Annotated in this window: 20 protein-coding genes; 9 read left to right on the plus strand and 11 right to left on the minus strand. The window is 70.6% G+C overall.

The window, feature by feature from the left end; genetic code table 11:
* Nucleotides 1-9 precede the first annotated feature (9 nt).
* The 3 genes from K4B79_RS44875 to K4B79_RS44885 form a co-directional block, all read right to left on the minus strand.
* Nucleotides 10-3,747: an ABC transporter ATP-binding protein gene (locus K4B79_RS44875; protein ID WP_374208588.1), complete on the minus strand. Its 3,738-nt coding sequence runs from the start codon at nt 3,745-3,747 to the stop codon at nt 10-12.
* A gap of 128 nt (nt 3,748-3,875) precedes the next feature.
* A complete protein-coding gene (locus K4B79_RS44880) occupies nt 3,876-4,898 on the minus strand; it encodes an esterase-like activity of phytase family protein (RefSeq protein ID WP_232033232.1) in 1,023 nt (340 codons plus the stop codon).
* 53 nt (nt 4,899-4,951) lie between these two features.
* The gene (locus K4B79_RS44885) at nt 4,952-5,794 is read right to left on the minus strand and encodes a serine hydrolase (protein WP_232033233.1); all 843 of its coding nucleotides are present in this window, start codon (nt 5,792-5,794) and stop codon (nt 4,952-4,954) included.
* Between the two features lie 144 nt (nt 5,795-5,938).
* Between K4B79_RS44885 and K4B79_RS44890 the strand changes: the two genes are divergently transcribed.
* On the plus strand, nt 5,939-8,143 hold the full coding sequence (locus K4B79_RS44890) for a glycosyltransferase family 39 protein (protein ID WP_232033234.1): 2,205 nt from the start codon (nt 5,939-5,941) through the stop codon (nt 8,141-8,143).
* 227 nt (nt 8,144-8,370) lie between these two features.
* On the plus strand, nt 8,371-9,174 hold the full coding sequence (locus tag K4B79_RS44895; protein WP_232033235.1) for an endonuclease I family protein: 804 nt from the start codon (nt 8,371-8,373) through the stop codon (nt 9,172-9,174).
* A 55-nt stretch (nt 9,175-9,229) separates the two neighbouring features.
* Here the strand turns inward: K4B79_RS44895 and K4B79_RS44900 are convergent, their stop codons facing one another.
* Both K4B79_RS44900 and K4B79_RS44905 read right to left on the minus strand, forming a co-directional pair.
* Entirely contained in the window at nt 9,230-11,407 is a 2,178-nt protein-coding gene (locus K4B79_RS44900) for a P-loop NTPase fold protein (RefSeq protein WP_232033236.1), read from the minus strand.
* A 166-nt stretch (nt 11,408-11,573) separates the two neighbouring features.
* A complete protein-coding gene (locus K4B79_RS44905; RefSeq protein WP_232033237.1) occupies nt 11,574-12,332 on the minus strand; it encodes a GntR family transcriptional regulator in 759 nt (252 codons plus the stop codon).
* A gap of 295 nt (nt 12,333-12,627) precedes the next feature.
* On the opposite strand from K4B79_RS44905, the gene K4B79_RS44910 reads away from it, so the two are divergent.
* The 3 genes from K4B79_RS44910 (at nt 12,628) to K4B79_RS44920 (ending at nt 13,780) form a co-directional block, all read left to right on the plus strand.
* Entirely contained in the window at nt 12,628-12,954 is a 327-nt protein-coding gene (locus K4B79_RS44910; RefSeq protein ID WP_232033238.1) for an ATP-binding protein, read from the plus strand.
* 71 nt (nt 12,955-13,025) lie between these two features.
* A complete protein-coding gene (locus K4B79_RS44915) occupies nt 13,026-13,325 on the plus strand; it encodes a hypothetical protein (RefSeq protein ID WP_232033239.1) in 300 nt (99 codons plus the stop codon).
* Complete coding sequence (locus K4B79_RS44920) at nt 13,322-13,780, plus strand: type II toxin-antitoxin system VapC family toxin (RefSeq protein ID WP_232033240.1); 459 nt, start codon at nt 13,322-13,324, stop codon at nt 13,778-13,780. Before K4B79_RS44915 ends, K4B79_RS44920 begins: the two co-directional genes overlap by 4 nt.
* A gap of 15 nt (nt 13,781-13,795) precedes the next feature.
* Here the strand turns inward: K4B79_RS44920 and K4B79_RS44925 are convergent, their stop codons facing one another.
* The 3 genes from K4B79_RS44925 to K4B79_RS44935 form a co-directional block, all read right to left on the minus strand.
* Nucleotides 13,796-15,481, minus strand: coding sequence for a thiamine pyrophosphate-binding protein (locus tag K4B79_RS44925; protein ID WP_232033241.1), 1,686 nt, complete (start codon nt 15,479-15,481; stop codon nt 13,796-13,798).
* Complete coding sequence (gene speB / locus K4B79_RS44930) at nt 15,478-16,446, minus strand: agmatinase (protein WP_232033242.1); 969 nt, start codon at nt 16,444-16,446, stop codon at nt 15,478-15,480. The genes K4B79_RS44925 and speB overlap by 4 nt, the downstream gene beginning before the upstream one ends.
* Before the next feature lie 84 nt (nt 16,447-16,530).
* Nucleotides 16,531-17,991 (minus strand): sodium:solute symporter, encoded by a 1,461-nt coding sequence (locus tag K4B79_RS44935; protein ID WP_232033243.1) that lies wholly within the window; start codon nt 17,989-17,991, stop codon nt 16,531-16,533.
* 122 nt (nt 17,992-18,113) lie between these two features.
* Between K4B79_RS44935 and K4B79_RS44940 the strand changes: the two genes are divergently transcribed.
* Together K4B79_RS44940 and K4B79_RS44945 are read left to right on the plus strand one after the other, a co-directional pair.
* Nucleotides 18,114-19,571, plus strand: coding sequence for a PucR family transcriptional regulator (locus K4B79_RS44940; protein WP_232033244.1), 1,458 nt, complete (start codon nt 18,114-18,116; stop codon nt 19,569-19,571).
* 106 nt (nt 19,572-19,677) lie between these two features.
* Nucleotides 19,678-20,466, plus strand: a complete 789-nt coding sequence (locus K4B79_RS44945) for a phosphatase (RefSeq protein WP_232033245.1) — start codon at nt 19,678-19,680, stop codon at nt 20,464-20,466.
* Here the strand turns inward: K4B79_RS44945 and tesB are convergent.
* Entirely contained in the window at nt 20,463-21,344 is an 882-nt protein-coding gene (gene tesB / locus K4B79_RS44950) for an acyl-CoA thioesterase II (protein WP_232033246.1), read from the minus strand. The genes K4B79_RS44945 and tesB overlap by 4 nt on opposite strands.
* A gap of 46 nt (nt 21,345-21,390) precedes the next feature.
* Nucleotides 21,391-22,548, minus strand: a complete 1,158-nt coding sequence (locus tag K4B79_RS44955) for an acyl-CoA dehydrogenase family protein (RefSeq protein ID WP_232033298.1) — start codon at nt 22,546-22,548, stop codon at nt 21,391-21,393.
* Between the two features lie 319 nt (nt 22,549-22,867).
* Between K4B79_RS44955 and K4B79_RS44960 the strand changes: the two genes are divergently transcribed.
* Nucleotides 22,868-23,722, plus strand: coding sequence for a thermonuclease family protein (locus tag K4B79_RS44960; protein WP_232033247.1), 855 nt, complete (start codon nt 22,868-22,870; stop codon nt 23,720-23,722).
* Nucleotides 23,723-23,731: 9 nt separating this feature from the next.
* Here K4B79_RS44960 and K4B79_RS44965 read toward each other — a convergent pair whose 3' ends face one another.
* Nucleotides 23,732-24,328, minus strand: coding sequence for an SACE_7040 family transcriptional regulator (locus K4B79_RS44965; RefSeq protein ID WP_232033248.1), 597 nt, complete (start codon nt 24,326-24,328; stop codon nt 23,732-23,734).
* 96 nt (nt 24,329-24,424) lie between these two features.
* On the opposite strand from K4B79_RS44965, the gene K4B79_RS44970 reads away from it, so the two are divergent.
* Nucleotides 24,425-26,056, plus strand: a complete 1,632-nt coding sequence (locus K4B79_RS44970) for a carboxyl transferase domain-containing protein (RefSeq protein ID WP_232033249.1) — start codon at nt 24,425-24,427, stop codon at nt 26,054-26,056.
* The last annotated feature ends 8 nt before the right edge of the window (nt 26,057-26,064 follow it).

Raw genomic sequence — 26,064 nt, forward strand, 5'->3', positions numbered from 1 at the left:
GCGCGACCGTCACTGGGACGCGCCGACCGGCTCCTCCGGCTCCGCCGCGCCGACGAACGTGCGCCACAGCTCGGCGTACTGCCCGCCCCGGGCCAGCAGTTCCTCGTGGGTGCCGTCCTCGGCGACCCGGCCGTGGGCCATGAGGACCACACGGTCCGCGCGCGCGGCGGTCGTGAGGCGGTGGGCGACGACGAGGGTGGTACGGCGGCTGGCGAGGCGGTCGGCGGCCTGGTTGACCTGGGCCTCGGTGGCCAGGTCCAGGGCGGCCGTGGCCTCGTCCAGCAGAAGGATGTCGGGGTCGACCAGCTCCGCCCGGGCCAGCGCGATCAGCTGGCGCTGGCCCGCCGAGAGGTTGCGGCCCCGTTCGGCGACCTCGTGGAGGTAGCCGCCGTCCAGGGTGGCGATCATCTCGTGGGCGCCGACCGCCCGGGCCGCCGCCTCGACCTCGGCGTCGGTGGCCTCGGGACGGCCGTAGGCGATGGCGTCGCGGACCGTGCCCTGGAAGAGGTACGCCTCCTGCGGCACGACCCCGAGGCGGTGGCGGTACGACGTGATGTCCAGGGCGCGCAGGTCCGTGCCGTCGACGGTGACCCGGCCGGCCGTCGGGTCGTAGAACCGGGCCACCAGCTTGACCAGGGTGGACTTGCCGGCGCCGGTCTCGCCGACGAAGGCGACGGTCTGCCCGGCGGGGACGGTCAGGTCGATCCCGCTCAGGGCCTCCTCCTCGTCGCCGTACGCGAAGTGCACGTCCTCGAAGGCGATGTCGCCGCGCAGGGACAGCACGTCGAGGGGCTCGTCGGCGGCCTTGGTCGAGGTGGGCTCGCGCAGCAGTTCCTGGATGCGGCCCAGGGAGACCGACGCCTGCTGGTAGCCGTCGAAGACCTGGGAGAGCTGCTGGACGGGGGCGAAGAACAGGTCGATGTAGAGGAGGTACGCCACCAGGGCGCCCGTGGTCAGCGTGGCGTCGTCGATCCGGCCCGCGCCGACGACGAGGACGGCGGCCGCGGCCACGGACGACAGCAGTTGCACGAAGGGGAAGTACACCGAGATCAGCCACTGGCCCCGGATCCGGGCCCTGCGGTAGCTGTCGCTGCGCTCCGCGAACCGCGCCCCGCCGTCCCGCTCGCGCCGGAAGGCCTGCACGATCCGCAGCCCGGAGACCGACTCCTGGAGGTCGCCGTTGACCAACGCGACACGCTCACGGGCCAGTTCGTACGCCTTCACGCTCGCCCGGCGGAAGAAGTACGTGGCGATGATCAGCGGCGGCAGGGTCGCGAAGACGACGAGGGCGAGTTCGAGGTCGATCACCAGCAGGGCGACCATGATGCCGAAGAAGGTGACGACCGAGACGAACGCGGTGACCAGGCCGGTCTGGAGGAACGTCGACAGGGCGTCGACGTCCGTCGTCATCCGCGTCATGATCCGGCCGGTCAGCTCGCGCTCGTAGTAGTCGAGCCCGAGCCGCTGGAGCTGGGCGAAGATCTTCAGGCGCAGCGAGTACAGCACCCGCTCGCCGGTGCGGCCGGTCATCCGGGTCTCGCCGATCTGCGCGAGCCACTGGACGAACACGGTGAGCAGGGCGAGCAGGGAGGCGGCCCAGATCGCGCCCAGCGCCATCCGGGAGACGCCGTCGTCGATGCCGTGCCGGATCATCACCGGCAGCAGCAGGCCCATGCCGGCGTCCACGGCGACCAGGCCCAGGCTGATCAGGAGGGGACGGCCGAAGCCTTTGAGGAGCCTGCGCAGGCCGTACGACTCCTCGGGCGTGACCGCCCGCGCCTCGTCGATGTCCGGCGTGTCGGTGGCCGGGGGCAGCGCGTCGACCTCGGCGAGGAGTTCGGGGGTGGCCGGGGTCTCGGCGAGGGCGAGGTCCTTGCGCTCGCGGTCGCCGGTCCACAGCCGGGGCGTCACCCCGCGCTCGGCGTCGAACTCGGCGTCCAGCTCGTCCCGTACGGAGGTGTCCTCCTGCGGACAGCTGGGCAGGGCGTGGCCGGGCGAGACGCCGCCGAGTTCGTCGGGGTCGGTGAGCAGGCGCCGGTAGAGCGGCGAGCGGCTCTGGAGCTCGTCGTGGGTGCCGATGTCGGCGAGGCGGCCGTCGTCGAGGACGGCGATGCGGTCGGCGAGGTTGAGGGTGGAGCGGCGGTGCGCGATGAGCAGGGTGGTGCGGCCCGCCATGACGTGCTGGAGGGCCTCGTGGATCTCGTGCTCGACGCGGGCGTCCACGGCCGAGGTGGCGTCGTCCAGGACGAGCAGCCGCGGGTCGGTGAGGATGGCGCGGGCCAGGGCGACGCGCTGGCGCTGGCCGCCGGAGAGGGTCAGGCCGTGCTCGCCGACCTTGGTGTCGTAGCCCTCGGGCAGCTCGGCGATGAAACGGTCCGCCTGGGCGGCGCGGGCGGCCCGCTCGATCTCCTCCTGCGTCGCCTCCGGATGGCCGTAGGCGATGTTGGCGCGGACCGTGTCCGAGAAGAGGAAGGAGTCCTCGGGGACCAGGCCGATCGCCGCCCGCAGCGAGTCGAGGGTGAGCTCGCGGACGTCGTGGCCGCCGACCAGGACCGCGCCGTGGGTGACGTCGTAGAAGCGCGGCAGGAGCAGGGAGACGGTGGACTTGCCGGAGCCGGAGGAGCCGACGACGGCGAGGGTCTCGCCGGGGCGGATCTCGAAGCTGAGGCCGTTCAGCACCGGGCGCTCGTCGTCGTAGCCGAAGGAGACGTCGTCGAACTCGACGGTGGCCGGGGCGTCGGCGGGCAGTTCCTTGGTGCCGTCGGTCATCGACGGCTCGGTGTCGATCAGCTCCAGGACGCGTTCGGTGCCCGCGCGGGCCTGCTGGCCGACCGTGAGGACCATGGCGAGCATCCGGACCGGGCCGACCAGCTGGGCGAGGTAGGTGGAGAAGGCGACGAACGTGCCGAGCGTGATGTGGCCGCGGACCGCGAGCCAGCCGCCGAGCGCGAGCATCGCGACCTGGCCGAGCGCGGGGACGGCCTGGAGGGCGGGGGTGTAGCGGGAGTTGAAGCGGATCGTGCGCAGGCGTCCGGCGAACAGTCGGCGGCTGACCTCCCGGAGCTTGCCGGTCTCCTGGTCCTCCTGCCCGAAGCCCTTCACCACGCGGACGCCGCTGACGGCCCCGTCGACCACGCCCGCGACGGCGGCGGCCTGGGCCTGCGCGTACCAGGTGGAGGGGTGCAGCTTGCCGCGGGAGCGCTTCGCGATCCACCAGATCGCCGGGCCGACGGCCAGGGCGACCAGCGTGAGCGGCACGGACAGCCACGCCATGATCACGAGGGAGACCAGGAACAGCGCGAAGTTCCCGATGGTCATCGGGAGCATGAACAGCAGGCCCTGGATCAGCTGGAGGTCGCTGGTGGCCCGACCGACGACCTGCCCGGTGGACAGCTCGTCCTGGCGGCGGCCGTCGAGGCGGGTGATCGTCCCGAACATCTCCGTGCGCAGGTCGTGCTGGACGTCCAGGGCGAGCCGGCCGCCGTAGTAGCGGCGGACGTAGGTGAGCGCGTAGACGACGAGGGCCGCGCCGATGAGGGCTCCCGCCCAGGGGGCCATGTCGCGGCTGCCGTCGCCGATGACGTCGTCGATGATCACCTTGGTGATCAGCGGGACGACGGCCATCACGGCCATGCCGACCAGGGACGAGCCGAGCGCCAGGACGGTGTCCATGCGGTGGCGCCACGCGTATCCGGCGAGTCTGCGCGCCCAGCCCTGCCGCCGCTGCTCCCCCTGTTGCGCTGCCACGCGGTGCCCTCCTTCAGACCTGATCTTCCGGAAGGCACCAACGCGGAACGAAGCGGATTTCATCCCTCCGCAACAAAACGGGGGTGAACGATCAAGAAACGGGAGGAAGGGTCAGATGGGAGGAAAGATCAGATACGCACCCGCAGGTGGTAGAACCGTGTCGTCTGTACGGCGTTCTGGTTGTCGTCGCTGACCAGGAGGACCTTGAGGCGGCCCTTCTCGTGGCCCGTGACCGCCATGCCCTCGATGTTGTCGAGCAGTGGGTTCGGCTGGGGCTGCTTGGCGGTCGCTCCGAGTGACGGGCAGGTGACGAGGTCGGTCAGCAGGGTCTTCTTGATCAGACGTACGCCGCTCTGGCCCGTGAGGTTCTCGACGCCGCCGGTGTCCGTCGCGCGGCGCGGGTCGGCGAGGTAGAGGCGGACCGTGTTGCCGACGCCCGCGGTGAAGCCGCGCTCCAGGACGAGGAGGCGGCCGTCGGGGGTGGCCTGGACCTCGGGGACGCCGAGCCCGGCGTCGACGGGGTAGGCGTACTGGGCGCCGAGCCGGAAGGTCTTCCCGTGCCGCTGCCAGGTCTGGAAGCGGACGATGCCCGCGCTGTCGCCGGAGAGCGCGTACTCCATGGACGCCAGCAGGGTACGGCCGCCGGGGAGCAGGGTCAGCCCCTCGAAGGTGCCGTTGGAGACAGCCCGCCCCTTCGGGGCGACCTGAAGCGACGCGGGGACCGGGAGGCGGTCGAGGATCCGGCCGTCGGCCGAGTAGCGGCGGATCGACGGCTCGGTCTCGGAGGTGACCAGGCGGGTGCCGTCCCGGTCGACGACCAGGCCCTCGGAGTCCAGCGCCGCGCCGCTCTCGTCGGCGAGCGGGACGACGGACCTCGGCGCCAGGGTCCTGGCGTCCAGGTCGAAGAGCGCGGAACGGTCGGAGAGGGCGGCGAGCGAGCCGTCCCTGTCCACCGCGAGCGCGGAGAGGTTGCCGACGAAGGTGTTCTCGTACGTCGTCTTGTCGAGCGCGTCGGAGAAGCGGTCGAGGGAGACGGACGGGGAGCAGGCGTGCCGCTGCTGCACGGCGGCACCGGCGGGCCCGGCGGCGGACAGACAGGTGGCCGCCGCCAGGGCCGCGGTGGTGGTCGCGAGTACGGTTCTCAGGCGCATGGGCGCCACCGTAGGACCGGCCGGTGAAGGACGGGAGACCGTCTCGTGAAGCGTCAGCTCGCGGCGAGGTCCTTGTGGATGACCTTGGAGACGCCCTGGATGGTCGTTTTGCCGTACTCCATGGTGCTGTTGCCGTGGGTGAGCACCGTGATCATGTAGTCGTGGCCGCGGCCCTTGAAGGCGCCGATGCTGTGGACGCGCCAGCCGTTGGAGGCCCGGGACAGCCAGCCGTTCTTGAGGGCGACGGTGACGCCGGAGGGCACTCCGTACGGCGTCCCCCAGCGCTGCGAGGAGACGACCTGGCTCATCAGCTTCAGGATGTACGCGCGGGCGTTGTCGCTGAGGACCGCGTTCTTGGCGGTGATCAGCTTGAGCAGCTTCTGCTCGTCGGTGACGGTGATCTGGGTCAGTCCCCAGTAGCCGTTCGCGCCGGGCTTGGTCTGGGTCATGCCGGCCGCGGTGAGGAAGCCCTTGATCTTCGTCATCCCCAGCTGCTTCCAGAGCTTGCTGGTGGCCGCGTTGTCCGACTTGGTGATCATGGCCTTGGCGAGCGAGGCCTCGGTGTCGGTCAGGTACCGGTTGTGCTTCTTCGCGTCCCACAGCAGCGCGGCGAGGACGGTGACCTTGACGACGCTCGCGGAGTCGAAGGCGGTGGACGCCCGGAGCGAGCAGGTGGTGTTGGTGCTGCGGTCGTAGAGGCCGACCGCGATCGTGCCCTTGCGGTTCGCGAGGGCCGCGGTGATGTCCTTCTTGAGCTTGGCCGCGAGGCCCGCCTTGGCGGACGTGCAGCTGACGGCCGGTGCGGCGGCGGCCTGGGCGGGCGTGGCGGCGACGACACACGCGATGAGCGCGCCCCCGGCGACCCATCTCGCACGTCTGGATATCCCGTTGGTCATGCACCAGTTGACCCACGGGCACGGGGGAACGGTTGTAGGGACGGGGAAAACTTGTGCGAGCCGTTACTTCCGCCCGGACTTATTCACAGGAGGTCACCAGGTACGTCACAGCGCACACCCACCTGGGCTCCGCAGGATGCGCGGGTGACATCAGCCACCGATCCCCACCCCCACACGACCGTGACTCCCTCTCCGCCCCCGCCGGTCCCGCCCGCCGCTCCCCCGGACAAGGCGCCCCGCTGGTCGCTGCCCGCGCTGCTGGCGATCCTGGCGCTGGCCGCGGTCCTGTACTCCTGGAACCTGTCCGGGTCGAGCCTCAACAGCTTCTACAGCTCCGCGATCTACAGCGGTACGCAGAGCTGGAAGGCGTGGTTCTTCGGGTCGTTGGACGCGGGGAACTTCCTCACGGTCGACAAGCCGCCGTTCGCGCTGATGGTCATGGGGCTGTCGTGCCGCGTGTTCGGCTTCGGCACCTGGCAGATGATGCTGCCCGAGGTCGCGGCGGCGCTCGGCACGATCTGGATCCTGCACTCCTCCGTGAAGCGGGTGTTCGGGCACGCGGCGGCCGCGATCGCCGCGCTCGTCCTCGCGCTCACCCCGATCACGGTCGCGATCAACCGGGACAACAACCCCGACACGATCCTGGTGTTCCTGATGGTCGCCGGCGCGGCCCTCGCCCTGCGCGCCACGCACAACGACCGGCTGCTGCCCCTCATCGGCTCCGCGGTCTGCTTCGGGCTCGCCTTCAACACGAAGATGCTCCAGGGCTACATCGCCCTGCCCGCCGCCTTCGCCGTGTACGTCTACGCATCGCGGCTCGACCGGCGGAAGAAGGCCGTCAACCTGGCCCTGGCCGCCCTCGCGCTGGCCGTCGCCAGCTTCTGGTGGGCGACGGCCGTGTCCCTGGTCCCCGCGGACGACCGCCCCTACATCGGCGGTTCGACCGACGGCTCCGCCTGGAACCTGATCATGGGCTACAACGGCCTGGGCCGGGTGCTGGGCGGCGAGGGCAACGGCGGGGGCGGTGGAGGCGGAGGTGGAGGCGGGGGGACCTTCGCGGGTACCGCCGGCCTCGGCCGGATGTTCAACGACGTCCTCGGCGGCCAGATCTCCTGGCTGATCCCCTTCGCGGGCCTCGCGCTCGTCGCCGGCCTGGTGCTGTGCGGGCGGGCCCCGCGCACCGACCGGACGCGGGCCGCGCTAGTGCTGTGGGGCGGCTGGCTGGTGCTGCACTACCTGACCTTCGCCCTGGCCGAGGGCACCATGCACCCGTACTACACGACCGCGCTCGCCCCGGGCATCGCGGCGCTGTGCGGGGGCGGCGGCGTGCTGCTGTGGCGCGCCTTCCGCTCCGGCGACGCCCGCTGGTCGTGGGTGCTGCCGGCCGGGCTCGCGGTCACGGGTGTCTGGGCGGTCGTGCTGCTGCGCCGGGCGAGCGACTGGAACACCTGGCTGTGGCCGACGGTGGCCGTGGTCATGGTCCTGGCGATGGTCGGGCTGTTCGCCTTCCGCGCCGCGGACTCCGGCACCCGGGCGCGGCTGCTCGCCGCGTCCGTCGTCGCGGCGGTCGTGGCGGCGCTCGCGGGTCCGACGGCGTACGCCGCGTCCCCGGCCTTCGCCTCCTCCACGGGCGGGGGCATGGGAGGCACCAACCCGACGGCGGGCCCGTCGACCGGTGGCGGCATGGGCGGTCCCGGCGGTGGCGGCATGGGCGGTGGCGGCCGGGGCGGCTTCGGCGCCCGGCAGGGCGGCACCCAGGAGGGCGGCCCGGCGAACGGGCAGTTCCCGGGCGGCGGCCAGACCGGCGGGGAGCTCCCCGGCACCGGCGAGGGGCGGATGACGCCCGGCGGCGGCAACGGCGAACTCCCGCAGGGCGGCGCGCCCGGCGGCGGTAGCGGTCTGGGCCGTGGCGGCGGTATGGGCCGTGGCGGCGGTATGGGCGGCACCGTCGACAGCGCGCTGATCGCCTACCTGGAGAAGCACCAGGACGGCGCCACCTGGCTGCTCGCGGTGTCCAACTCCCAGAGCGCCGGCCAACTGATCCTCAGCACCCACAAGCCCGTCATCTCCATGTGGGGCTTCACCGGCTCCGACAAGGCGATGACGCTCGCCAAGCTCAAGGAGCTGGTGAAGAAGGGCGAACTGCACTACATCCAGCTCGGCGGTGGCGGCATGGGCGGAATGGGTGGCAACAGCGGCCTCAACCAGGAGATCACCGCCTGGGTACAGAAGAACGGCACGGCGGTGAAGGAGAGCGACTACAGCACGGGCAAGAGCTCGGCCTCGGAGACCTCCTCGTCGACCGGTACCTCGACGATCTACCGCCTGGACGCGTCGGACGTCGGCTGACGCCGGACAGATCCACCCGGCCGATCCGCACGACGGCCCCTGAGTGGCCCGACGGCCCCTGACCTTCCGGTCAGGGGCCGTTTCCGCGCGTCAACTCGCGTAGACAAAGGCCGATATGCCGTTTCAGGTCACCCAATGGACACGCACCGTCCATTTACACCGCCGCATGTCCATGTCACGCTCCCATCTGCCGCCTCCGTTCAACCCGCGTAGATGGGACAACCTTTATGCTGGCGACACGCATACGCAGCTGGAAGCCGGTGGCGTTCACCACCGCCGCCGTGCTGGTCGGACTCGCCGCCCCGGTCGTGACCACGACCCCGGCAGCGGCCACGACGACCGCGTACGACGCGACGTACTACAAGAACGCGATCGGCAAGACCGGTACGAGCCTGAAGTCCTCGCTGCACACCATCATCACCCCGCAGACGAAGCTGTCGTACTCGGCCGTCTGGGACGCGCTCAAGGTCACCGACCAGGACCCGAACAACAGCAACAACGTGAAGCTGCTCTACTCGGGCATCTCCCGCAGCAAGACGCTGAACGGCGGCAACACCGGCAACTGGAACCGCGAGCACGTGTGGGCCCAGTCCCACGGCGACTTCGGCACCTCGGCCGGCCCCGGCACCGACCTGCACCACCTCCGCCCCGAGGACGTCCAGGTCAACTCCATCCGCGGCAACAAGGACTTCGACAACGGCGGCAGCAGCTTCACCAACTCCGGCGGCAGCCTCACCGACTCCAACTCCTTCGAGCCCCGCGACGCCGTCAAGGGCGACGTGGCCCGCATGATCCTCTACATGGCCGTCCGCTACGAGGGCGACGACAGCTGGCCCGATCTGGAGCCCAACGACGCCGTCACCAACAGCAGCGTCCCCCTCCACGGCCGCCTCTCCGTCCTCAAGCAGTGGAACGTCGAGGACCCCCCGGACGCCTTCGAGGAGCGCCGCCAGAACCTCATCTACTCCAACTACCAGGGCAACCGAAACCCGTTCATCGACCACCCGGAGTGGGTCGAGGCGATCTGGTAGGCGGTTCGGCCCGCCGTGCGATTCCTGCCTGCACGGCGGGCCGCCCCTGACGTACTCAGGGCGTCGGCACGAGGCTTCCCACGTCCCCTCTGATGGAGGCCAGGGCGGCCATCGTGATGCCGCCGTCCACCCGAAGCGCATCCAAGGCCTCCGCCACCGTTTCGGCGACGCGCACCGACGTGCCCGCGTCCCGTTCCCGCTGCCATGACGCGTTGGTCCTGGGAACACCGAAGTACGCGCAGATCGTGGCCAGGCACGACAGATACACGGCGGCGTCCTCGGACTGGGAGTACTCCCCCACCAGGTGAATCCGGATGCGCTGGACGACCTCCTCGATGGCGGCGACCAGGGCCGCCGCGTCCCCTGCCTCCCGCATGGCCGGCAGGGCCTCGAAGAACGGGGGCGCGACCGGCTGCTGTTCCCGTCTCATCGTGGCGGCCAGAGCCTCGCAGATGAGTCGTGCCTGTCGGCTCACCTGAATTCTGACCACCCGGTCCACCGGTACCGCCGAGCCGCTCTCCTTGCGCACCCGCACACACTCCCGCGCCACCCGGATGAGGTCACGCGGCACCCCGCCGCTCATCGCGTGGCAGAACAGGGCTAGCGGATCGGGAAATCCCACCACCCGGCTCTTCAGCAGATTCTTCGACTCCTCAGCGGTGAACCTCTGCACGGGGATGATGGAGTCGAAGGAGGAGTCGAAGACGTCTCGCACGGGAACGCCCCGCAACGAGAAGTTGTGCAGGGCGTCCTCCGACACCGAGACCAGGAAATGCACCCCTTGAATATGGAGGAGATCCTTGATGCTGTTGACGAAGGCCACAGCATCTTCGCCGTCCTCCATCTTGTCCAGTTCGTCCAGGGCGACGATGATCTGCCGGGGCGAGGTGCGAATGAAACTGCTGACGAAGTTCTTGAACTTAAGGACCAGTTCCGGATGCGTCAACTCACGCTCGGCCAGCTCCAGTTGGTCGTGGTCCTCCATGGTGAACAGTTTGACCGCGAAGGAGTTCTTCGAAAGGCGCTGGTGCGTGGCGGAGTAGTCGAGGGCCCGTAGCGCGTCCGCCGCCAGAGAGATGTCCCGTTCCACGTAGCGGGGCCCCATGAACTCACGGATCGCACGGCGGACGGCCGGGCTGGACAGGGCGGCGACAACCGCTATGCCCAGCCCGGCGAACACGAGCAGGAGCCCGGGAATATCGGTGAGCTTGACGGGGGACGAGTCCGTCGTGCGGCCGTAGGAAATGAGGATCACGCCCACCAGCACGAACACCGGACCAATTGCGAGCCGGACCACATCGATCGGGTGACGGATCAATCGGTTCTGCTGCTCCAGGTATGCCATTCCCTCACGGTTCGACTTGAGGATGGCGTCCGCGACCTCACGGAACAACACGCGGAAGAATTCCGGTGCCTCGTAGTGCACCGGCACCGGCATGTAGACACTGATGTAGTTCTCGGGATTCCAGTTCTGCACGGACTGCATGAGCGTGGTCTTTCCCACGCCACGAGTGCCGCTGATGCCGATCGCCGACGCGCGGTGCTCCTCGATGAAGTCGTAGATCTCCCGCGCCGACTTCGACGGTACGACGTTCACCGACTCCAGTTCCACGAGATTGGGCGCGTCCTTGCTGTCCAGGACGGCCAATTCGCCCTTGCTCTGCTCCCAGCGCTCGTTCAGCACCGTCGACAGGAGTGACTCTGCCTCGGACCTCAGCGCCAGGAAGAACCGGTCCTCCGTACCCGTCAAGTGCAGCTTGGCGCGGGCGGAGGCGACACGTGTCGGCCGCCGCCAAGCCCACAGCGCCAGGGTCATGACCACCGCCATGAGAAGCGCGCCGGCACTGAACGACAGGTTCTGGTGGTCACGGACGGGCAGGTAGTCCTGCCCCTTGGCCACCGCGACCCCGTACGCGGCCGCGGCGAACCAGGTCAGCAGGCAGACGAGGATGGGCGCGATGGTCAGCCGGTTCCTCGCGCGCCGGCGCCGTCTTGTCGTCCACCGTTCGGCGTTCGCCGCGAGCCAGGCACGATGCTGTTCGGCGAGCGCGTTCACCGACAGACGGGCGCGCGCGTCTTCCCGGACCGAATCGTCCAGCACAAGGTCACCAGGCGGGTTGTCGAGCAACTCTGCGGCTTCCGCCACAGCACGTTCGAGAAGGCCCCCCTCGCGGGCCGTCACCCGCTCCTGGTCTTCCTCGTGCATCATCACAAGAACCCGACTGTCGTCCATCTGGCCTCCCGAAGCCGGTGCCGGAGCGCGGGGAGGCAGATCCTCGCACGGTTGCACTGCACACAAGGGCCGAGTCGAATTTTTGCCACGTTCTGATCAATCCAGGTACGTCGGCGCGAACATGCGCAGCACCGCCGGGCGCTACCCGAAGTACGGTCGGAGCAACTCACGCCTCGAAGCCGTACTCCAACACATACGCCGACGAGTCCAAGACCATGTCGTTCACCTCCACGGCAGCCCCCTCCGCGTCGAAAGCAGTGCGGGCAACGAGCACCACCGGCACCCCGGAGGGCAACTCCAGGCGTTCAACCTCGTCGGCATTCGGCATTCGGGACCGGATCTCCTCGCGGAAGCGGACCGGCTTGCGGCCCAGTTCCGCCAGCCGTGCGTAGATGCCGCCCGGGCCGGTGTCCGGCCGTGTGATGGGCGTGCCGGAGACGAGGTCAGCCGCGAGATACGACGTGGCGAGGAGTACCGGCTTGCCGTCGAGGGTGTAGCGGCGGCGTCGAATACAAACTCGCGACCCATCCGCCAGGTCCAGGACACCGGCAATCACTGGCGGCGCATCCCCTTCATGCACCTCGACCAAGTCGACGGCGAGTTCACGCCCCTCCGCGTCCGTCGCCCAGACAGAACGCCCTTCTCCCCACCCCGCGTGCGCCAGACGCTCAATGCCGCGTCGCCGAATGGGCCTGAAGTCCCTGACGAAGACTCCGGCACCCTTACGCGCCTCGACGACACCCTCCGCCTGGAGGACACCGAGCGCCTGCCGAGCCGTCATCCGTGCCACCTCATACGTGGCCATGAGGTCGTTCTCGCCCGGAAGTCGCTCACCGGGCCCGTACTCGCCGGCCTCGATGGCCGCCCGCAACTCCGCGGCGATGCGCTGGTACTTGGGCTGCCGCCCGGCATTCCGGCTGCTCATCCAGACCCTCCTCCGATCATCTCTAGACATCCTAGGCATCAGAGGTCACTCACCTGTGGTCACAGAGGGCTACACACGGGCAATACCGCACACATCTCTAGAGAAGTGTTGCCGACTTCTCATGCCACAAGCTTCACTACTTCTCTAGAGATGTAGAAGCGGACGTTCGCCTCGGAGGTCCTCGGTGTCAGCCCACACCACGCCGCCACGGCCCACAAGCTCCGGCATGGCCGAAGCCCAGTGGCGTTTACCCCATGGTCCCCGGAGCGCGAGTCGCGCCCGCGCTCTCCTGCGTATGCAACTCGTCGAGTGGGAGATCGGTGGGGACGTAGCTCAGACCGCTGAAATCCTGTTGTCCGAGCTCGTGAGCAACGCCGTCATCCACGCCCGCACCCCGCCCGGCCGCCAGATCGGCCTACGCGTCGCCCAGTACGACGGACGCCTCCGAGTGGAAGTGGCCGACGCCAACAGCACCCGCCCCGAACCGCGGGAGGCCGACACCGACGACGAACGGGGCCGAGGTCTCGCCATCATCGACGCCCTCGCCGCGCGTTGGGGTTGCTGTCCACGCCTGCACGGCATCGGAAAGGCAACCTGGGCCGAGTTGGCGCTACCGCGGTGAGCGTGACCGGCACGGCGGTACTGTCGGAACCACCACACATCACACCGAACGGCGCATCTGAGGAGACCCCTGTGGCCGACACCCCCGCCCCACCGCCGGACCACATGCCCCCGCCCGATGACGCCGTCACGGTCACCGTCACCTACACGGGCAACGAAGCCGAAGCGCTGCGCACGCTGGCCGTTCTGGAAGGACGCACCCCGGAGGAAGTCGCGCTCGATCACATCTCACGCGGTATCCCGCTGTCGTTCCCCGCCCCACTGGGTGATGACTCCGAGGCGATGGCGGCGCTGGAGCGGGCGATGTTCGACGGCCCCTCGGACCTGGCCACCCGGTCCGGCGAGAACCTCTTCCAGGAAGGCGAACGTTGAAGCCTCAGCGCCACCTGTTCGCTGTCGCGGACACGTCGGTTCTCCTCGCCATCTACAACCGCAAGGACGCTCACCACGAGGCCGCCGTCCAAACCCTTTCCCTGGTCGATCGGCTCGTGGTGTCACCGATGGTCCTGGCCGAGCTGGACTATCACCTCACAACGAAGATCAGTGGCAAGGCCGCCGCAGAGGCTCTCGCCAGCATGCGCGCCTGGGCCAGCACGGATCGGCTCACGCTTGCCACCGTGGGGTGGCCGCTCCTGGCCGAAGCCGAGCGCCTCATGCGTACGTACGCAGATCATGACGCCATCGGTATGACCGACGCCGTCAACGCCCTCTTGGCGTGGGCGTTGCCACAGCCCGTAGTGCTTGCCCTCGATCACCACTACCGGGACGTCATCGCGCCGCGAACGGCGACTGAGAAACACCTGCACGTGCTTCCTGACGCCCGGTAGAGACAAGCGCGACCGTCAGCTCAGGTGCGTCGGCGCGAACATGCGCAACACCGCCGGCAGCACGACCACCGAGGGCCCCGGCGCCGCGAGGGCTTTCCTCAAGTCGGCCTCCAGAGTCTCCGGCGCCGTACGCACTCCCGGCACCCCGAAGGACTCGGCCAGGGCGACGTAGTCGGGGCGGGACAGTTCCGTCCCCGTCGTGTCACCGAACGCGTCCGTCATGTACTCGCGGAGGATGCCGTAGCCGCCGTCGTCGACGATGAGCCAGGTGACGTTGAGGTCGTACTGCTTCGCCGTCGCGAGCTCGGCGATGGAGTAGAGCGCGCCGCCGTCCCCGGAGACCGCCAGGACCGGGTGGGTCGGGTCGGCCACGGCGGCGCCGAGGGCGGCCGGGAAGCCGTAGCCGAGGCCGCCGGCGCCCTGGGCCGAGTGCATCCGGTTGGGGCCCTTGGCATCGAAGGCGGACCAGGCCCAGTACGCGAGGATCGTCATGTCCCAGAACGAGGGGGCAGAAGCCGGGAGCGCCCGGCGGATCGACGCCAACAGCTCCTGTTCCAGGGTGAGTTCCTGGGCAGCGATACGGTCCGAAACGCGGGCCAGCACCTCACGCACTCGCTCCGGAGCCTCCGCGTCCTCCCTCGGTGACACCGTCTCCAGCAGCGCCTGCAACGCCAGCCGCGCGTCCGCGTGGATGCCCAGTGCCGGGTGGTTGGACTCCAGTTTCCCGAGGTCCGCCTCGATCTGGACGACCCGGCCTCGCGGCTTGAACGTGTGGTAGTTCGACGACAGTTCGCCCAGGCCCGAGCCCACGACCAGTAGGACGTCCGCGTCCTCCAGGAAGTCCGTGGTGTGGCGGTCCTCCAGCCAGGACTGCAAGGACAGTGGGTGCGTCCAGGGGAACGCGCCCTTGCCGCCGGGGGTTGTCACGACCGGCGCCCGCAGCATCTCCGCCAGCTGCTTCAGCTTGCCGCTCGCGTCCGCCCGTACCACTCCCCCACCCGCGATGATCGCCGGGCGGGCCGCACGCGACAGCAGGTCGGCGGCCACCGCCGTCAGTTCGGGGCGCGGCGGGAGTTCCTCCGGGAACGCGTCGCCTCCCGTCACCACCGGGATCAGGGTCTGTGCGAGCAGTACGTCCTGCGGGATCTCCACCCACACCGGGCCGTGCGGAGCCGTCAGCGCCGACTTCCAGGCCGCCTCGATCGCGGACGGGATCTGGGACTGGGTGCGGACGGTGTGGACCGACTTCACCACGCCCCGGAACGAGGCCGACTGGTCGGGGAGTTCGTGCAGATAGCCGTGGCGGCCGCCGCCCAGGCCCGCGGTGGGGATCTGGCTGCTGATCGCCAGCACCGGCGCCGAAGCGGCCGCCGCCTCCTGGAGCGCGGCCAGGGAGGTCAGCGCCCCGGGACCCGTCGACAGCAGCAGCGGCGCCGCCTCGCCCGTGATCCGCCCGTACGCGTCCGCCGCGAAGCCCGCGTTGTTCTCCACCCGCAGGCCGATGTACCGCAGGGACGACCGTCGCAGCGCGTCGAACATGCCGAGCGCGTGCTGGCCGGGCAGGCCGAAGACGGTCGTCGTGCCGAGGGCGGCGAGCGTCTCCACGACCAGGTCTCCGCCGGTGCGCCCGGCGGGCGGGTTCAGGGCAGCCGAAATCTGCGCTTCCGTCGGGCGGAGCACCAGGTCGTGGTCGTGAGTCACTGCGCGCGGGCCTCTGCAATCTGGCGGGACATGATCGTGGTCAGTTCGTAGGCGGTGTGGGAGGCCGCCACGGACGTGATCTCCGCGTGATCGTACGCGGGGGCCACCTCCACGACGTCCGCCGAGACCAGGTTGCAGGACGCCAGGCCGCGCAGGATCTCCAGCAGCTCGCGGGAGGTCATGCCGCCGGCCTCCGGGGTCCCCGTGCCGGGCGCGTGGGCCGGGTCCAGGCAGTCGATGTCGATGGAGATGTACAGCGGACGGTCGCCGATGCGCTGACGCAGCTGGTCGGCCACCTCGTCGACCCCGCGCCGCATGACGTCCGCGGACGTGACGATCCCGAAGCCCATCTTCGCGTCGTCGTCCAGGTCCTGCTTGCCGTACAGCGGGCCGCGGGTGCCGACGTGGGAGAGGGCCGAGGTGTCGAGGATGCCCTCCTCGACCGCCCGCCGGAAGGGCGTGCCGTGGGTGTACTCGGCGCCGAAGTAGGTGTCCCAGGTGTCGAGATGGGCGTCGAAGTGGAGCAGCGCGACCGGGCCGTGCTTCTTCGCGACCGAGCGCAGGAGCGGGAGGGCGATGGTGTGGTCGCCGCCCAGGGTCATCAGGCGGGCGCCCGTGCCGAGCAGGTCGTCCGCCGCCGCCTCGACCGTCTCCACGGCCTCGTTGATGTTGAACGGGTTCACGGCGATGTCGCCGCCGTCCGCCACCTGCGCGAGCGCGAACGGGGACGCGTCCTGCGCCGGGTTGTACGGCCTGAGCAGCCGGGACGCCTCGCGGATCGCGTTGCCGCCGAAGCGGGCGCCCGGCCGGTACGAGACACCCGAGTCGAACGGCACCCCGACCACGGCGACATCGGCCCGGCCGACCTCGTCCAGGCGCGGCAGCCGGGCGAAGGTCGCGGGACCGGCGTAGCGCGGGACACGGGAGGAGTCGACGGGGCCGCGGGGCGTCTCGGTGCTGCTCATGGGGTACTGCCTTCTTTCCTACGCTTCATCGCGTATGGAGGGGTTTGGTGTGATTCTCGTATGACTTTTACGACTTTTACGACCTTAGCGGGGCGCCGGAACCGGGGTCGCCGCCGCCGGTTCGGGTGCCCGTCCGGCCAGGCGCTCGCGCCAGGCGGTGAGGACGGCCTCGTCGGTCGCCGGGGTCGCCAGGGACACGGCGACGTACACGGCCAGGGAGGAGAGCAGGCCGTAGTAGACGGGCTCGTTGGCGAGGATGCCGTAGCCCGCCATCAGGCCGATGACCGCGAGGCCGCCGACGGCCACGGCGGCCAGGGCGCCCTGGGCGGTGCCGCGCTTCCACAGCAGGCCGCCGAGGATGGGGACGAGGAGGCCGCCGACGAGGAGGTTGTAGGCGACGGTCAGGGCCTCGACGACGTTGTTGAGGGCGATGGCCGTACCGATGACGGCGAGGCCCATGACGAGGATGAAGGCCCGGTTGCCCCGCACCTCGTCGTGGTCGCCGCCCGCGTCGGACGTCCCGCGCAGCCGCGACCAGATGTCGTTGTTGGCGACGGTCGCGCAGGCGATCAGCGCGCCGGACGAGGTCGACATCACCGCGGCCAGTGCGGCGGCCAGCACCAACCCCCTTACGCCCATGGGGAGTTCGTCCTTCACGATGGTCGCGAAGGCGTCGTCGGCGTTGGCCAGGTTCGGGTAGAGCGTCTTGGCGGCCGTGCCGATGACGGCTCCGGCGAGGGCGTACGCCAGGCAGTAGGTGCCGGCGACCGTGCCGCCCCACCGGGCGGTCGTGTCGCTGCGCGCGGTGAAGACGCGCTGCCAGATGTCCTGCCCGATGAGCATGCCGAACGTGTAGATCAGGACATAGGTGAAGATCGTCTCGCCGCCGATTCCGAGCGGGTCGAAGTACGACGTGGGCAGCGCGTCGCGCATCTCGCCGAAGCCGCCCGCCTTGACGACCGCGATCGGCAGGAGCAGGAGCAGCACGCCGATCGTCTTGACCACGAACTGCACCATGTCGGTGAGCGTGATGGACCACATGCCGCCGAGCGTGGAGTAGGCGACGACGATCGAGCCGCCGAGCACGATCGCGAGCGTGCGGTTCATGTCGAACAGGACGTCGAAGATCGTGGCGTAGGCGATGGTGGACGTCACCGCGAGCATGAGGGTGTACGCCCACATGACCACCCCGGAGATCACACCCGCCCGGCCGCCGTAGCGCAGGTCGAGCATCTCGGAGACGGTGTAGACCTTCAGGCGGGCGATGCGGGCGGAGAAGAAGACGCTGAGCGCGAGCAGGCCGAGGCCGATGGTGAAGACCATCCAGGCGCCGGAGAGGCCGTACTGGTAGCCGAGGCCGACACCGCCGATGGTGGAGGCGCCGCCGAGGACGATCGCGGCCATGGTGCCGGAGTACATGGTGGGCCCGAGCCGGCGGCCCGCGACCAGGAACTCGCTCTTCGACCGGGCGCGGCGCATGCCCCACCAGCCCATGGCCAGCATGCCGGCCAGATAGACGACGATGACGGTGTAGTCGACGGCCACGGGGCCTCCTTCGGCTCGATGTCGCCGGCGGGTGACGAGCATCGACACTAGGTGGCCGGAAAGCGACTGCGAAGTGTACGTTTCATCCATTCACGGCCCGTCGAGTGGAGGGAACGCACACCATGCCGGACCTGGCCGTTCCTCCCACGCCACCGGTGCCCCTCGCCGCGCTCCTGGCCCGCGAGGACCTGGCCCTGCGGCAGATCGCGGGGCCCGTGGACCCCGCCACGGTCATCCACTGGGCGCACACGTCGGAGATGGCGGACCCGTATCCGTATCTGCTGGGCGGCGAACTCCTGCTGACGGCCGGGGTCCACATCCCGGAGGCCGCGGGTTCCGGGACCTACTTCGACGACTACGTGGCGCGGATCGTCGCGGCGGGCGGCGCGGCCCTCGGCTTCGGGGTGGCGCCGGTGCACGACACGGTGCCGCGGGCGCTGGTCGCGGCCTGCGACGCGTACGAGCTGCCGCTCGTCGAGGTGCCGCCCCGGACCACCTTCTCCGGCGTGGCCCGCGCGGTCTGGCAGCTGATGGCCCAGGCCCGGCACGCCGAGCTCCGCCGTGTCACGGAGGCCCAGCAGAGCCTGGCCGCCGCGGCCTCCCGCCCCCACCCGGTCCCCTCGGTCCTGCGGCAACTGGCCCGGCGGGTGACGGGCTGGGCGGTGCTGTACGGCCCCGAGGGCACCGCGATCGCGTCGGCGGGACGGGAGCCGGGGCGCGAGGCGGGCGAGACGCTGGCGGGGCTCGCCCGGCTGGTCACGGAGCGGTCCTCCACCACCGCCACCGACACCACCGCCGGCCTCCACCTCGCCGCCTACGCCCTGGGCGCCGGGCACGGCTTCGTGCTCGGGGTCGCCGCCCCGCACCGCGACCCCGGCGACCACACCATCGCCTCGGTGGCCGCCGTCCTGCTGTCCCTGCTCACCGGTGAGCACCAGAGCGGTACGGAAACGGCCCGGTCGTCCGCTCTCGTACGGCTGCTGCTGGGCGCGGCGCCCGAGGACGTGGCCGCACTCCTGGGCGCCGGGGAGTGGCTCGTCGTGCACGCGGGCCCGGACACCCCCGGCGCCCCCGACCCGGTCGCCGCCTCCGCGCTGGGCGCCGCGCTCGGGTCGCCGCTGGTCGACGTGGCGCGAGACGTCGTACGGGCACTGGTGCCGGCCGGGCGGGAACCGGCGCCGCAGCCGGGGTGGACGCTGGGCGTCAGTGCCGCCGTCGGGCCGCGGGAGTGGGCCGACGGGGACGTCCAGGCGGCCCGCGCGCTGGCCCGCGCCCGCGCCACCCGCGCCGAGCTGGTCCGGCACGGGGGCCGCCCGGCGTTCGCGGACCTGGTCCCGTCCGACGCGGCGGAGGCGCACGCCCGCGCTCTCCTCGCCCCGCTCACCGGCACCCCGGCGCTCGCCGAGACCCTGCGCACCTGGCTGTCCCTGCACGGCAGTTGGGACCGCACCGCGGTGGCGCTGGCCGTGCACCGCAACACCGTGCGGCAGCGGATCGCCCGGTGCGCGGCGCTGCTGGGGACGGACCTGGACGACCCGGACGTACGGATGGAGCTGTGGTTCGCGCTGCGGCGGGTCTGAGAGCCTGTCCTACGTTTCAGGGGCGGGGTCTGAGGGCGGCGTGACCCGTGTCCCAGCGTGCGGGACGGCGGGCGGGCCCGCGGGACGCTGCCTCACAATGGGAGGCATGCCGATATCCGGGACACCCAGCCGCGCCGACCTCGTCGACCACCTTGTGAAGACCCGTATCGCGGGCGACGTCGCCACCCCGCGTGAGAACAACCTCTCCCACTACCGCCAGTTGGCGAACGGCGTCCGCAACTTCTGGCTCGGCCTGGAGCTGGGCGACCGCTGGACCGACGAGCAGGACGTGCTCGCGGTGATGGCGGAGCGGGTGGGGGTCAACGACGACCCGGAGTACCGCTACGGCCAGGACACCATCGACCCCGAGCTGACGGTGGCCGCCCTGGAGCGCATGGCGGGCCGGCTGCGCAAGGCGGCCGACGGGCAGCAGCGGGTGCTCTTCGCGACCGGTCACCCGGGCGGTCTGCTCGACGTGCACCGGGCCACGGCGGCCGCGCTGCGCACCGCGGGCTGCGAGATCGTGGTGATCCCGGAGGGGCTCCAGACGGACGAGGGCTACGTCATGCAGTTCGCGGACGTGGCGGTCCTGGAGCACGGCGCCACGCTGTGGCACACGCACTCCGGCGAGCCGATGAAGGCGATCCTCACCGGCCTGGAGCGCGAGGGCCGTCCGCTGCCCGACCTGGTCGTCGCCGACCACGGCTGGGCGGGCTACGCCGGTCAGCACGGCGTGGACTCCGTCGGGTACGCCGACTGCAACGACCCGGCGCTCTTCCTCGCCGAGGCCGAGGGCACCGTGCAGGTGACGGTGCCGCTCGACGACCACGTGGTCAGCCCGCGCTTCTACGACCCGATGACGGCGTATCTGCTGGCGGAGGCGGGGCTCGTCTAGCCTTCGGAGTTCCGGCGGGGGACGCGGATCACGCCCTCCTGGATCACCGAGATCGCGAGCCGGCCGTCCTGCGTGTAGATGCGGGCCTGACCGAGTCCCCGGCCGCCGGACGCGGACGGGGACTCCTGGTCGTACAGGAGCCATTCGTCGGCGCGGAAGGGCCGGTGGAACCACATCGCGTGGTCCAGGGACGCGCCGACGACGTCACCGACGGCCCAGCCGCCGCGGCCGTGGGCGAGCAGGACCGAGTCGAGCAGGGTCATGTCGGAGACGTAGGTGGCGAGGACGACGTGGAGCAGGGGGTCGTCGTCGAGCTTGCCGTTGGTGCGGAACCACACCTGGGAGTGCGGTTCGCGCGGCTCGCCGAACGCCCCGTACGGCGGCTCCTCGGCGTAGCGCAGGTCGACCGCCTCGCGTGCCTCCAGGAAGCGTTCCACCACGTCGGGGTCGAGGTGGTCGTAGCCGCGCAGCCGCTCGTGGGAGGTGGGCAGCGTGGCCGGGTCGGGCGCGGGCGGCATCGGGGTCTGGTGGTCGAGGCCTTCCTCGTACGTCTGGAAGGACGCCGACAGGTGGAAGATCGGCTTGCCGTGCTGGACGGCGACCACGCGGCGGGTGGTGAAGGAGCGGCCGTCGCGGATGCGGTCGACGCTGTAGACGATGGGCGCGCCGGGGTCGCCGGAGCGCAGGAAGTACGCGTGCAGCGAGTGGGCGGGCCGGTCGGCGGGGACCGTACGGCCCGCGGCGACCAGCGCCTGGGCCGCGACCTGTCCGCCGAAGACGCGCGGGACGATCGCGGGGCGGGAGCGGCCGCGGAAGATGTTCTCCTCGATCTGCTCCAGGTCGAGCAGATCGAGGAGATCCTGAAGTGCCTGGCTCATGGCAGACAGTTGTACCCGCCAGTCATTTCCTCGGGTTTCGCAGGCCTTACAGGCCCATGTCCTTCGCGATGATCGACTTCATGATCTCGCTGGTGCCGCCGTAGATGCGGTTGACGCGGTTGTCCGCGTACAGGCGGGCGATCGGGTACTCGTTCATGAAGCCGTAGCCGCCGTGCAGCTGGAGGCAGCGGTCGATCACGCGGTGGGCGACCTCGGTGCAGAACAGCTTGGCGCTGGCGGCCTCGGCGGGGGTCAGTTCACCGGCGTCGAGGGCTTCGAGCGCGCGGTCGGCGACGGCCTCGGCGGCGTCCACCTCGGCCTGGCAGGCGGCCAGTTCGAACTTGGTGTTCTGGAAGGAGGCGACCGTCTTGCCGAAGACCGTGCGGTCCTGGACGTACTCCTTGGCGAACCGGACGGCGGCCTTGGCCTGCGCGTAGGCGCCGAAGGCGATGCCCCAGCGCTCGGAGGCGAGGTTGTGGCCGAGGTAGTAGAAGCCCTTGTTCTCCTCGCCGAGGAGGTCCTCGACCGGGACCTTCACGTCGACGAAGGCCAGCTCGGCGGTGTCGGAGGTCTTCAGGCCGAGCTTGTCGAGCTTGCGGCCGACGGAGTAGCCCTCGGACTTGGTGTCCACGGCGAACAGGGAGATGCCGAAGCGGCGGTCCTCGGCGGTCGGCGCGGAGGTGCGGGCGCAGACGATCACGCGGTCGGCGTGGACGCCACCGGTGATGAAGGTCTTGGCACCGTTGAGGACGTAGTGGGTGCCGTCCTCGGAGAGCTTGGCGGTGGTCTTCATACCGGCGAGGTCGGACCCCGTACCCGGCTCGGTCATCGCCAGGGCCCACATCTCCTCACCGGAGACGAACTTCGGCAGGAACCGCTTCTTCTGCTCGTCGGTGGCGAGCATCTTGATGTACGGCAGACCGAGCAGCACATGCACGCCGGAGCCGCCGAACTGCACGCCCGCGCGGGCCGTCTCCTCGTACATCACGGCTTCGAACTTGTACGAGTCGATGCCCGCGCCGCCGAACTCCTCGTCGACACGGATGCCGAAGATGCCCAGCTCGGCGAGCTTGTAGTAGAAGTCGCGCGGCGCCTGGCCGGCCGCGAACCACTCGTCGTAGACCGGGACGACCTCGGCCTCGATGAAGGCCCGGAGGGTCTCCCGGAACGCTTCGTGGTCCTCGTTGAACACGGTACGGCGCACCGCCGCCACCTCCAGCTTCCTCACCATGTCTAAGCGCTTGCTCACTCACCGTACCGGCGAGTAGAGAGCGGCGTCCAGAGGAACCACCCCGTAACGCTCGTCACGCTCGACTCGCCCGGGCACGGACGCCGGTGCTGTACTGGAAGAACAGAACCATCCGGCCTTCCGGGGGGACACCATGTGCCCCAGTCGCCCCCACGATCCGCGCCCGTGGCAGCACGGCTCCTGGCAGCCGCGCCGCCCTCGGCGGCCGCACGGCACCCGGCCTCCCCGTCGCCGCGGGCGCCCCAGCCGCTCATGGACCGCCTTCCTGCTGATCATGGCCGGGCTCCTGCTCGTGGGCGGCCTCGGAACGCTCTTCGACGACGGGGACGAGCCCGCCTCCGAGGTGACGGCACCGACGGCCGACCCCTCGACGGAATCGACGGCCGGCCCCTCGACGGAATCGGCGGAGCCCACGAACACTCCCCCGACGCGGCAGCCGGCCTCCTCGCACCCACCGGCCCGGACGTCCGCGCCGCAGCGCGAGGGTGCCGCGCCCGCGTCCCGGAAGGCTCCCGCAGCGGGCCTGAAGGTGGTCGACGTCATCGACGGCGACACGATCGAGGTGCGAGGCGACGGCGGCATCGTGCCGCGGGGCACCGTGGCCCGGGTGCGGCTCCTGGAGATCGACACGCCGGAACGCGGTGACTGCTACGCCGCTGCCGCCACCGCCCGCACCTCCCGGCTCCTGCCCGTGGGCAGCACCGTGCGCGCCGAGCGGGACGTCGAGCTCTTCGACCGGTACGACCGCTATCTGCTCTACCTGTGGAACGAGGACGGCACCTTCGTCAACGAGTCCCTGGTCCGCAGCGGACATGCCGAAGCGGTGCTCTACCAGCCGAACGACGCCTACTGGCCACGCATCTCCGGCGCCGGGGAGGCCGCCCGGGAAGCGGACGCCGGCCTGTGGAGCGCCTGTCCCACCGCGCCGCCGACTCCGGCCGCCCCGAAGCACACGCCCGAGCCGCCGCCGGCCGCGGACACCCCGGCCCGCCCCGACCTGCCGGCCGGCCCCGCCGCGGGAATCCCCGACGTCGACTGCTCCGACCTGTCCGGGCCCGTCTGGGTGGGCCCGAACGATCCGCACCGGCTCGACAACGACGGCGACGGCATCGGCTGCGACTCCGGCTGACCGGTGCGCTCAGTCCGTCCCGGCCGCCGCGAACGCCCCCCGGGCCATCCGGTGCAGCAGCTCCGCCGTGGCCCCGCGTCCCGGCAGGGAACCCGGCCGCCCCAGGTGTGGTGTGGAGTTCAGGAGGCCGAAGACCGAGTGGACGGCGGAGCGGGCGGCGGGTTCGGGGAGGGTCGGGTAGACCTCGCGGACCACGCTCACCCAGAGCTCGACGTACTGGCGCTGGAGCTGGCGGACGAGCTTGCGGTCGGTGTCGCGGAGGCGGTCGAGTTCGCGGTCGTGGAGGGTGATGAGGGGACGGTCGTCGAGGGCGAAGTCGATGTGGCCCTCGATGAGGGAGTCGAGGAGTACGTCGGCGGACCCGCCGTCGGCCTCGCGCACCCGGCGCTTCGCGCCGGTCAGGAGCTGGCCGCTGATCCCCACCAGCAGCTCGGCGAGCATCGCGTCCTTGCCGGCGAAGTGGCGGTACAGACCCGGTCCGCTGATGCCGACCGCGGCGCCTATCTCGTCGACGCCGACCCCGTGGAAGCCGCGCTCGGCGAAGAGCCGGGCGGCCTCTCTGAGGATCTGCTCGCGGCGGGTGGGGGCGTCGGTTCTGGTGGCCATGAAAGTAATTCTAGACAGGGAGGTTAGCGGTCGTTAACCTGAAGGAAATGGTTAACGCTCATTAACAGTCGATTCGCTGGGTGAGGGGACCGCAGGATGCAACAGGCACCGGAGCTGACGAGCGCGGCCGACCCCGCGTCGGAGGCCTGGAAGGCCAACGAGGAGGCGCACCGCGCCCTCGTCGAGGAGCTGCGCGCCAAGCTGGCCGCGGCCCGGCTGGGCGGCGGAGAGAAGGCCCGCGCCCGCCACACCGCGCGCGGGAAGCTGCTGCCCAGGGACCGGGTGGACACCCTCCTGGACCCCGGCTCGCCCTTCCTGGAGCTCGCCCCCCTCGCCGCCGACGGGATGTACGACGGCCAGGCACCGGCCGCCGGGGTCATCGCCGGGATCGGGCGGGTCAGCGGGCGGGAGTGCGTGATCGTCGCCAATGACGCCACCGTCAAGGGCGGCACGTACTACCCGATGACGGTGAAGAAGCACCTGCGCGCCCAGGAGGTGGCGCTCGAGAACCACCTCCCCTGTGTCTACCTCGTCGACTCCGGCGGGGCTTTCCTGCCCATGCAGGACGAGGTCTTCCCGGACCGCGAGCACTTCGGGCGGATCTTCTACAACCAGGCCCGGATGTCCGGGGCGGGGATCCCGCAGATCGCCGCCGTGCTCGGGTCCTGCACGGCGGGCGGGGCGTACGTCCCGGCGATGAGCGACGAGGCCGTCATCGTCCGCGACCAGGGCACGATCTTCCTGGGCGGGCCGCCCCTGGTGAAGGCCGCCACCGGCGAGGTCGTCACCGCGGAGGAACTCGGCGGCGGCGAGGTGCACTCCCGGATCTCCGGCGTCACCGACCACCTCGCCGAGGACGACGCCCACGCGCTGCGGATCGTGCGCACCATCGCCGCCACGCTTCCCGCGCGCGGGCCCCTGCCCTGGTCCGTGGAGCCCGCCGTCGAGCCCAAGGTCGACCCCTACGGCCTGTACGGCGCCGTCCCCGTGGACTCCCGCACCCCCTACGACGTCCGCGAGATCATCGCGCGCATCACGGACGGCTCCCGCTTCTCCGAGTTCAAGGCCGAGTTCGGACAGACCCTCGTCACCGGCTTCGCCCGGATCCACGGCCACCCGGTCGGGATCGTCGCCAACAACGGCATCCTGTTCTCCGAGTCGGCCCAGAAGGGCGCCCACTTCATCGAGCTGTGCGACCAGCGCGGGATCCCGCTCCTGTTCCTCCAGAACATCTCGGGCTTCATGGTCGGCAGGGACTACGAGGCCGGCGGCATCGCCAAGCACGGCGCCAAGATGGTGACGGCGGTCGCCTGCACACGCGTGCCCAAGCTGACGGTGGTGGTCGGAGGGTCGTACGGCGCCGGGAACTACTCGATGTGCGGCCGTGCCTACTCCCCCCGCTTCCTGTGGATGTGGCCGAACGCCAAGATCTCCGTCATGGGCGGCGAGCAGGCCGCGTCCGTCCTGTCGACCGTCAAGCGGGACCAGCTGGAGGCCCGGGGCGAGCAGTGGCCCGCCGAGGAGGAAGAGGCGTTCAAGGAACCGATCCGCGCCCAGTACGAGCGCCAGGGCAACGCCTACTACGCCACCGCCCGCCTGTGGGACGACGGCGTCATCGACCCGCTGGAGACCCGCCAGGTGCTGGGTCTGGCCCTGACCGCCTGTGCCAACGCGCCTCTGGGCCAAAAGGATCCAACACAGCCCCAGTTCGGCATCTTCCGGATGTGAGAGGACCC

Origin of the sequence: Streptomyces lincolnensis (assembly GCF_021173675.1) — a bacterium.
GTDB classification, from domain to species: domain Bacteria; phylum Actinomycetota; class Actinomycetes; order Streptomycetales; family Streptomycetaceae; genus Streptomyces; species Streptomyces lincolnensis_B.